An 8,153-nucleotide genomic window follows, 5' to 3' on the forward strand; every position below is an offset into this window, starting at 1 on the left:
CCCGCCTCGAGAAGCGCGATATAGAGAATGCCACCCGCCAGCGACGCCGAGGCGTAGATTTCCTGACGCAGCACCATCGGCACACGGCGCGCGAGCACATCACGGATCATGCCACCCGCCACGCCGCTCATGGTGCCCATCAAGACGGCCACGATGCCATCCACGCCCAGCATGCGCGCCTTGTGCGCGCCCAACACCGTAAACAGCGCCAACCCGAAGGCATCGGTGACCGGCAGGAAAACCCGCGTCAGGCGATGGATATAATGAAAACCGAGCGTCGCCACCATTACCGTCAACAGGATGACCCACAGATAGATCGGCTGCTCGACCCAGAACACCGGGCCGATTCCCAGCACGAGATCACGCAGCGTACCGCCGCCGATACCGGTCACGGCGCCCAGCACCAGCATGCCGATCGGGTCCATGCGTGAACGGCACGCCACGACGACACCGGTCAGGGCAAAGATCATCACACCGGCCAGGTCGAGCCAGGTTATCCAGTTCATTCTCGTGAAGCCTCCTGCAGTGCGCTGGCGTGCGCATGAAACATTGGCGTATATGCTTGTCGCGAACCGTGATGGCCTCTTCTGCCAAGCCGTCTGCTGCGATGGCGCAGCGGCGCAGCGGCGCAGCGGCGCGATCATACTCCCTTTTGCGGCTCTTTTTGTGCCCTCGACGTCATCCGCGCCGCCTTGAGGGAGCGGAGGATGATGACCCGCCTCAGGGCGTGGCCTGACCACGGCGCGCGGTCGCGCTGGGCGGCTCACCGAACCGTTGGCGATAGGCACGCGAGAAGTGCGCCAGATGCGTGAACCCGACGCCGAGAGCCGCCTGGGAAACGCTGCGACTGCTGTCGGCCAATACGCACCGGGCATGATCCAGCCGCATGCCGAGATAGCGCTGCTTGGGCGTTTCCTCGAAGTGAGCCATGAACAGACGCGTCAGCTGGCGCTGGGATTGGCCGACCAGACGACAGATGCCGGGGATCGTCAGCACCTGGGCAAGATTGGCCTTCATCACAGCCAGCGCCTTGATCACACTGCGTGGCAGCGAATCGTCTCGAGTGCTGACAGCAGCAGGCGTGGCCAGATGCCCGCGCTGATGTACCAGTTGCCGCCCGACGGCGTCCGCCAGCGACGGCCCGTACAGAAACTCGATCCACACCAGCATCATGTCGATACTGGCCGCGCCGCCAGACCCCGTCAGCCGCTCGCCCTGCCATTCATAGTCGGCCTGACTGATCTCGAGATGAGGAAATTCCTCGCGGAAGGCCGGCACGCTCTCCCAGTGCAGGGCGACCCGATGACCGGCGAGCACCCCGGCGCGCGCCAGAATGAAGGGGGCGGTATCCAACCCTCCCAACCAGGCGCCGTGGGCTGCCAGGTGCCGAATCACGCCACGCGCCTGGCTGCCGACGCTGACTTCCGGCCCGTAGGATGACACCACCATCAAGCGCGTCTGCGCCCCACTCTGGCCACCCGACTGCGTCTCATTGACCAGAGACGACAAGGCGCCATCGACGTCGATGCGCACGCCATTGCTGGCCACGACAGCCTCGCCATCACTGGACAGCAGGCGCCAGGCGAACAGCGGCCGTCCAAAGCGATTGGCGACCCGTAGCGGTTCCAGCAGGCAGAACAACGTCAACATCGAGAAGCGCGGCACCAACCAGACATTCAGCGTGTGCTCGGCGGCCCCCGGCGCCAGCAGCGGCGGTGAATCCGGGCGCGGATACGGCGCAGAGAGAGGCTCCGGCGCCGTCGCTAGAGGAAGCATGCGGGATTGCGAGGGCCGTTCAGAGTGTTCAGACGGTTTTGACAATTCAGATCGTGCTGACAGTTCAGAGGATTCAACTGGTTCGGGTGGCGGTTCAGACATGTAGCAAATTTCATCAACTTGCGGCCATTTACCTCAACCTTACCCGTGTCAGGCACTTGAGGTAAGTGGCACGGGGTTGAAACCCGAGAACGGCCTAAGCGACGCTAGCCGGCGAAGGCTCGGCCCAGCGCTTGCGGATCCTGCTGAGCAAACAGCTCGCAGCGATCTCGTCCCGAGGCCTTGGCGCGATAAAGCGCCTCATCCGCCTGCTTGAGAATGGTCTCGAAGCTGCAACCCTGGCCGGTGCCTGCAGCAGAGACCCCGATACTGATGGTGACAATACCATGGCGTGAACTTCCCGCATGCGGTAGCGCCAGGTCGCGAACATGGCGGCGAATCTCTTCTGCGCGCGCCAATGCCTGTTGCGGCGTACAGGATGGCAGCAACACCACGAACTCCTCGCCCCCGAAACGCGCCACGATATCGACATCGGGGTGCACGCTTTCAAAGATGGCCGTCGCGATACGCTTGAGACATAGGTCCCCTTTCACGTGACCATAAGGTCGTTGTAGGACTTGAAATGGTCGACATCGATCATGGCCACGCCGTATTGAAGACGGCTGTCAACCTGCTTTCCGAGCAGCGAACTCACGAGACTGTCGAAGTGACGCCGGTTATAGACTTCGGTCAATGGGTCGATCGAGGCCAGGCGTCGGAACTCTTCATTCTTCTCGGTGAACTCCTCGACCCTGAGCTGCTCACGCAGCAACAGCAGGTAGGAAAGGCGCTCGGCCTTTTCGCTGCGCAGATTGGAAATGATCGAAAACAGCGTGATGGACAAAAACACCATCAACGCCATGAAACCCGCCGAGGCATAGGGCGCAGGATGGGCATTGACCAGATACAGCATCACGCCGAAATGGAAGGCCGAAGAGCACAGGGCATACCAGAAGCGCAGCTGAAACAGGACATTGCCCACCAGCACGATAAGGCCAAGTGCGAACAGATCGAGGAAGGAATGTGGCGAGACTGACAACTGGATCAACAGGGCGGTGAAGATCATCGCGAAGCACACCAGCGCAGTCATCAACATCTCACGCAATACCGGCGAAACACCCCGCTTGAGCATATAGATGCAGATCAGGGCGATGGGCGTCATGACCCCGACGCGAATGACGATGGCCTCCGGCATGTGATCGGGACGAAAGCGCCAGTCATTGAGCAGAAACAGCACATAGATACTGATCGCCACCGCGCCCATGCAGGCAAGCTTGTGACTGCGCGCGACATGGATATCGTGCTCGAAGCGCGCTTCTATCTCAGCGGGGAAATGCACTCCCAGACCGCCCTCTTGCTGTATCTGTCTGTCCACCTGCACCATCAGATCATTCATGCACATCCCCTCCCTTGAGGACAGCCAATTAATGATCTCACTCTATACAAGGCGACACGGATCAATAAGCGATCGGGCGCAAACGTGACAATCGTTCACAACCTTGTGAAATGCCTGTCCAAGCTCAATACAACTGCTTGATCTAGCCCAGCGCTCGACTATCAGAGCGGAGTGCCCCCCGACATCCCTCCGCTCACGATATTCCCTGCGCAATCTCAGCGCTTGAGACTCCAGGGAGCGGCGATGCGGAAGAAGCGCAACGTCACTGCCTCATCCACCGGCCGTGTCAGTAGCGACACCAGCACGAAGACCGGCAGGTTGAGCATCAGTCCCCAGAAACCGGCATGCAAGCCTAGAGGATGTGGCCACACGACGGTAAACAGCACCGTGACCACGAAGCCGGCACTGATGCCGCTGATGACACCTGCCGCCGAGGCACGTGGCCAGAAGAACATGCCCAGAAATGCCGGCAATACCTGAGAGGCAAAGCCCAGCCCGATCAAGAGAATCATCACCAGATTGCCCGGCTCCCAGATCGCCAGGGGTGCCACGATCAGGAACATCACCGGGAAGATCAGCCAGCGCGCCAGCTTGCCAGCGCGTTGGTCATCAAGCTTCAGGCCCGGCTGCAGCACATCACGACTCAGGCTCAGGGCTACCGAGTGAATGAAGGGCTCGCTGGAGGACATCGAGGCCGCCAGCGTGCCCGCGCCCAACAGGCCCACCAGCCAGACCGGCATGTTGGCCATCGCGTATTCGAGCACCACGGTGTCGGCGCGCGCAAGCTCCGGCAGGCTGTAGATACCGATGAAGCCGACCACCACCAGCGGCAGGATCACCACATAGTAGGTCGGCAGCCAGCTGGCACTGCGGCGGATGGTGCCGGCGGAGGCGGCGCTCATCCATTGGGTCCATACCGGCGGCATGAAGGACAGCATCGAGACGATGATCGAGGTGGTCCAGAAGCTGAAGCTCATGTCGCCCCCGGCACCGGGCAGACGCAGATACTCCGGATGGCTGGCCTCAAGACGCGTGAACACGCCACTGAAGCCCCATTCGCCGGTGGAGAGATAGGCCGCCCACAGGCCGATTGCCCAGGCAACGACCAGCATCAACACGCCCTGGAAGGCATTGGTGCGCCCGATGGCGCGCTGGCCGCTGACGAACAGATAGACGGCAATCGCGCTGAGCACCAGCAACACGCCAGCCCAGAGCGGAATGCGCCCGCCGCTCATCACCAGCAGAATGTAGGCCGAGCCGATGGTCTGCAGGACCGCATAGGCGATGGAGGCAATCGACATCACCAGCGCCGACAGCGCGCCTAGTAGAGGGCTCTGATAGCGGTCCGCGATCGCGCTTGCCTGGGTGACATGCCCGAACTGCTCGCCGAACTTCCACACCTTGGGGCCGAAGTACCAGGCCACCAGCGCCAGATAGGCCAGATAGATGGCGACATAGAACACCGGCACGCCCTTGCTGTAGGCCCAGCCCGGCGCGCCCATGAAGGTGTAGGCACTGACGCTGCCGGCGGCGATCAACAGATAGAGCGTCACGGGCCCCATCGAGCGCCCGGCGACCCCCCACTGCTCCAGCGTGTCTATGCGCCGGCCGCCCCGCGCGCCGAGACCGATGGCCATGGCGAGGACGACATACCCCAGGGTGACCAGCAAGGGCACGCTGTCATGCACGGACGAAAAGGCATGCGGATCGATCACGCGGCGCCTCCGTCTCTTTCGCCAGCAGACGTTTTCGACAGCGGGTCTGCGCCGTGGCGACGGCGCAACAGGCAATTGCCCAGCAACATCGCGCCACTGCAGGCGAAGATGATCAGGTAACTCCAGATGATCAATGACGGCATGCCCCACAACAGGGTCTGCTGGTTGATCCAGCCGATCACCGGCCAGATGCCCATCACGACCAGCAGCAGGAAGATCACCAGCAGGCTCCAGCCCCGCCAGGTCGAGGGCATGACGAGGCGCGGCAAGGAACAGGGAGTCTCTGCAGTCCGGGCATCAGGTTGAGAGGAAGACGGGGTGTCAGGCGCGGCCAAGACGATCTCCGATGTGAACAGGGAGTGAATGAAAATTCTCGGCGCGCAGTGTAGCCGCTGCGCCCCGCCCTGTGGAGTCACCCTTGTGAATCCCGCTGTTGAGTCGCCCGGTTGAGTCGCCCTGTCGAGCCCCCCTGTTGAATCACGCTGTTGAGTCACCCTGTGGCGCCATCTGGCATGAGATCGAGATGGCGACACAAGCTGACAGAGACAGAGACAGGCGCTGCAAGGATGGGGGGAAAGGACGTCGTCATCGGGAATCTTTCCGAAAACTGCAAAAGTCTTTCATCATTTCGTGCGTTTATCACAAAGGTATCTCACGGCAGACTGCACAGCATCCAAGACCCACCCATTGCTGATGGAGAACTGCCATGCCCCTTGCCCTGCTGGCGCTGACATTGAGCGCCTTTGCCATCGGGACCACCGAGTTCGTGATCGTCGGACTGGTACCCACCATCGCTCAGGACCTGAGCGTCTCTCTGCCTTCCGCTGGCCTGCTGGTCAGCCTGTATGCCGTCGGTGTCGCCATCGGCGCCCCCGTGCTGACCGCCATGACCGGCCGCTTCAATCGCAAGCTGGTACTGCTGGCCCTGATGGCACTGTTCATCGCCGGCAACCTGCTGGCCTGGCAGGCACCCAGCTATAGCTCGCTGATCACGGCGCGCATCCTGACTGGCCTGGCCCACGGGGTCTTCTTCTCCATCGGCTCCACCATCGCGACAAGCCTGGTGAGCAAGGACAAGGAAGCCAGTGCGATCGCCATCATGTTCACCGGCCTGACCGTGGCTCTGGTCACCGGCGTGCCGCTGGGCACCTGGATCGGCCAGCACTTCGGCTGGCGCGCCACCTTCCTTGTAGTCTCGGTCCTCGGCGTACTGGCATTGATTGGCAGCGCCATCCTGGTGCCCAACAATCTCAAGAAGAGCGTACCCGCCACCTTCGCCCAACAGCTCAAGGTTCTGACCCATCCGCGCCTGCTGCTGGTCTACCTGATCACCATTCTCGGCTACGGCGGCACCTTCACGGCCTTCACCTACCTGGCCCCGCTGCTGCAGGACGTCAGTGGCTTCAATGAAGGCGCCATCAGTCTGATCATGCTGGTCTACGGTATCTCGGTCGCCATCGGCAACATCCAGGGCGGCAAGCTGGCTGACCGCATGGGCCCGATTCGCGCCCTGACCCTGATCTTCGGTGGCCTGATCGTCATCCTCGGCGTGCTGACCTTCACTGCCGCCAACCCGATCACCGCCGTGATCACCATCCTGATCTGGGGTGCCTTCGCCTTCGGCAACGTGCCGGGCCTGCAGGTCTACGTCGTGCAGCAGGCCGAACGCTTCGTGCCGCAGGCCGTTGACGTGGCCTCCGGCCTCAACATCGCCGCCTTCAACATCGGCATCGCACTGGGCTCCATCGTCGGTGGCCAGGTGGTCTCCGGGATGGCACTGACCGACACCGCCTGGATCGGCGCGCTGATCGTCACCGCCGCCCTGCTGCTGACCCTGCTGGCCGGCCGCCTCGACAAGCGTCACGCGTCTTCCATCGCGACCGCCTGATCCGCCGCGAAGCCTCCCGCCATCACGACGTGCCCCCGATTCCGACAGCTCAGCCTGCTGGTTCGGGGGCACCGTCGTCTACCCACCTGCTTGCTGAAGGAGTCCATCATGATCTCCCCGACCCGCCCGCTGGATCGTCTCACTCAAGGCCCCTGACCCTGGGCGTCGAACTGCCCCTCGACAATGACTGGGTCCGCACTGACAGAGCCCCCTCCACGCCCTTCGGCGTGCCTGACATGGCCCATGCCGAGCTGATCGGCCAGGTCGACAGGCTCGGCTTCCGCGCCGCCTGGTTGCGTGACGTGCCGCTGTTCGACCCCGCCTTCGGCGATGCCGGTCAGGTCTTCGAGCTGTTCACCCACCTGGGCTATCTGGCCAGTCACACAGACAACCTGCTGCTGGGCACTGCCGCCGCGGTGCTGCCGCTGCGCCAGCCGTGGCTGGTGAGAAAGGCCGCCGCCAGCGTGCAGGCCCTGAGCGAAGACCGCCTGCTGCTGGGCGTCGCCAGTGGCGACCGACCGGCGGAATACCCGCTGTTCGGCGAAGAGTTCGCGACCCGTGGTGCCGCCTTCCGTCATGCGGTGGATGTCATCAAGGGCCAGGCGGACGACGCCCTGAGCGAAGGTCAGGCCATCCTGCCTGCCGCGACGCGTCCGCCGCTGTTGAGTGCCGGGCTCTCCCAGCAGACGCCCGAGTGGATCGGTCGCGAGATGGACGGCTGGCTGGCCTACCCGGGCACGCCGGAGGACCACATCCGTCGCGTGGCGCTCTGGCGTCAGGTCGCCGGTGATAAACCTTACGTCAGTTTCATCCACCTCAATCTGGAAGAAGACCCGCACGCCCCGGTGCGTCGTCATCGCTTCGGGTTGTCGAGTGGCCGCCTTGCCCTCATGGAAGAACTGTCGGCCATGCAGGATGCCGGGGTGAATCACATCGGCTTCCACCTGCGTCGCAATCGCCGCCCGCTCACGGAAACCCTCGAGGAACTGGGGCGTGAGGTGCTGCCGCACTTCTCATGAGGGCGCAAGGGTTGCACTGACCTGCCCGGCTGACTGAGCGCACTGGTAAGCCGGGCGGGTCGCGCGACCTGCCCCCGCCATGGCGGAAAGGATTCACCGTTCACGCTGCAAGGAGATCCCATGTCAGATTCCACAGAGACCACCACCCAGCAAGACATCAGTCACAGCGCCACCCGGGCACCCGCCTGGGTATGGCAAGGCTCGGGCGAGCCTGAGGCGCTCGAGCAGTCAGAGGTGGACATCGGCGCCCCGGGAGACGACGAGGTACTGGTCGCCACGCGTGCCATCGGCCTCAATCCCGTCGACTGGAAGTTCATGGC

6 protein-coding genes and 2 pseudogenes are annotated in these 8,153 nt (G+C 63.0%); 3 read left to right on the top strand and 5 right to left on the bottom strand.

Annotation, left to right across the window (positions count from 1 at the left end):
* The 5 genes and pseudogenes from AC4FAH_RS11710 to AC4FAH_RS11730 form a co-directional block, all read right to left on the bottom strand.
* A partial coding sequence (locus AC4FAH_RS11710; RefSeq protein ID WP_490246070.1) for a trimeric intracellular cation channel family protein occupies positions 1-506 on the bottom strand: 506 nt, incomplete at its 3' end.
* 214 nt (positions 507-720) lie between these two features.
* Positions 721-1,776 (bottom strand): GlxA family transcriptional regulator, encoded by a 1,056-nt coding sequence (locus AC4FAH_RS11715; RefSeq protein ID WP_474373729.1) that lies wholly within the window; start codon positions 1,774-1,776, stop codon positions 721-723.
* A gap of 206 nt (positions 1,777-1,982) precedes the next feature.
* Positions 1,983-3,217 (bottom strand): annotated as a pseudogene (locus tag AC4FAH_RS11720) (GGDEF domain-containing protein).
* A 209-nt stretch (positions 3,218-3,426) separates the two neighbouring features.
* Positions 3,427-4,848 (bottom strand): sodium:solute symporter family protein, encoded by a 1,422-nt coding sequence (locus tag AC4FAH_RS11725; RefSeq protein WP_490246072.1) that lies wholly within the window; start codon positions 4,846-4,848, stop codon positions 3,427-3,429.
* A 74-nt stretch (positions 4,849-4,922) separates the two neighbouring features.
* Positions 4,923-5,180 (bottom strand): hypothetical protein, encoded by a 258-nt coding sequence (locus AC4FAH_RS11730; protein WP_287020830.1) that lies wholly within the window; start codon positions 5,178-5,180, stop codon positions 4,923-4,925.
* A gap of 452 nt (positions 5,181-5,632) precedes the next feature.
* Here AC4FAH_RS11730 and AC4FAH_RS11735 point away from each other — a divergent pair, with 452 nt between their 5' ends.
* The 3 genes and pseudogenes from AC4FAH_RS11735 to AC4FAH_RS11745 form a co-directional block, all read left to right on the top strand.
* Entirely contained in the window at positions 5,633-6,814 is a 1,182-nt protein-coding gene (locus tag AC4FAH_RS11735; RefSeq protein ID WP_153635968.1) for an MFS transporter, read from the top strand.
* A 29-nt stretch (positions 6,815-6,843) separates the two neighbouring features.
* Complete coding sequence (locus AC4FAH_RS11740; protein WP_490246071.1) at positions 6,844-7,833, top strand: TIGR03571 family LLM class oxidoreductase; 990 nt, start codon at positions 6,844-6,846, stop codon at positions 7,831-7,833.
* 120 nt (positions 7,834-7,953) lie between these two features.
* Positions 7,954-8,153, top strand: a pseudogene (locus AC4FAH_RS11745) (hypothetical protein); the annotation flags it as partial.

Source organism: Cobetia sp. (genome assembly GCF_983723665.1).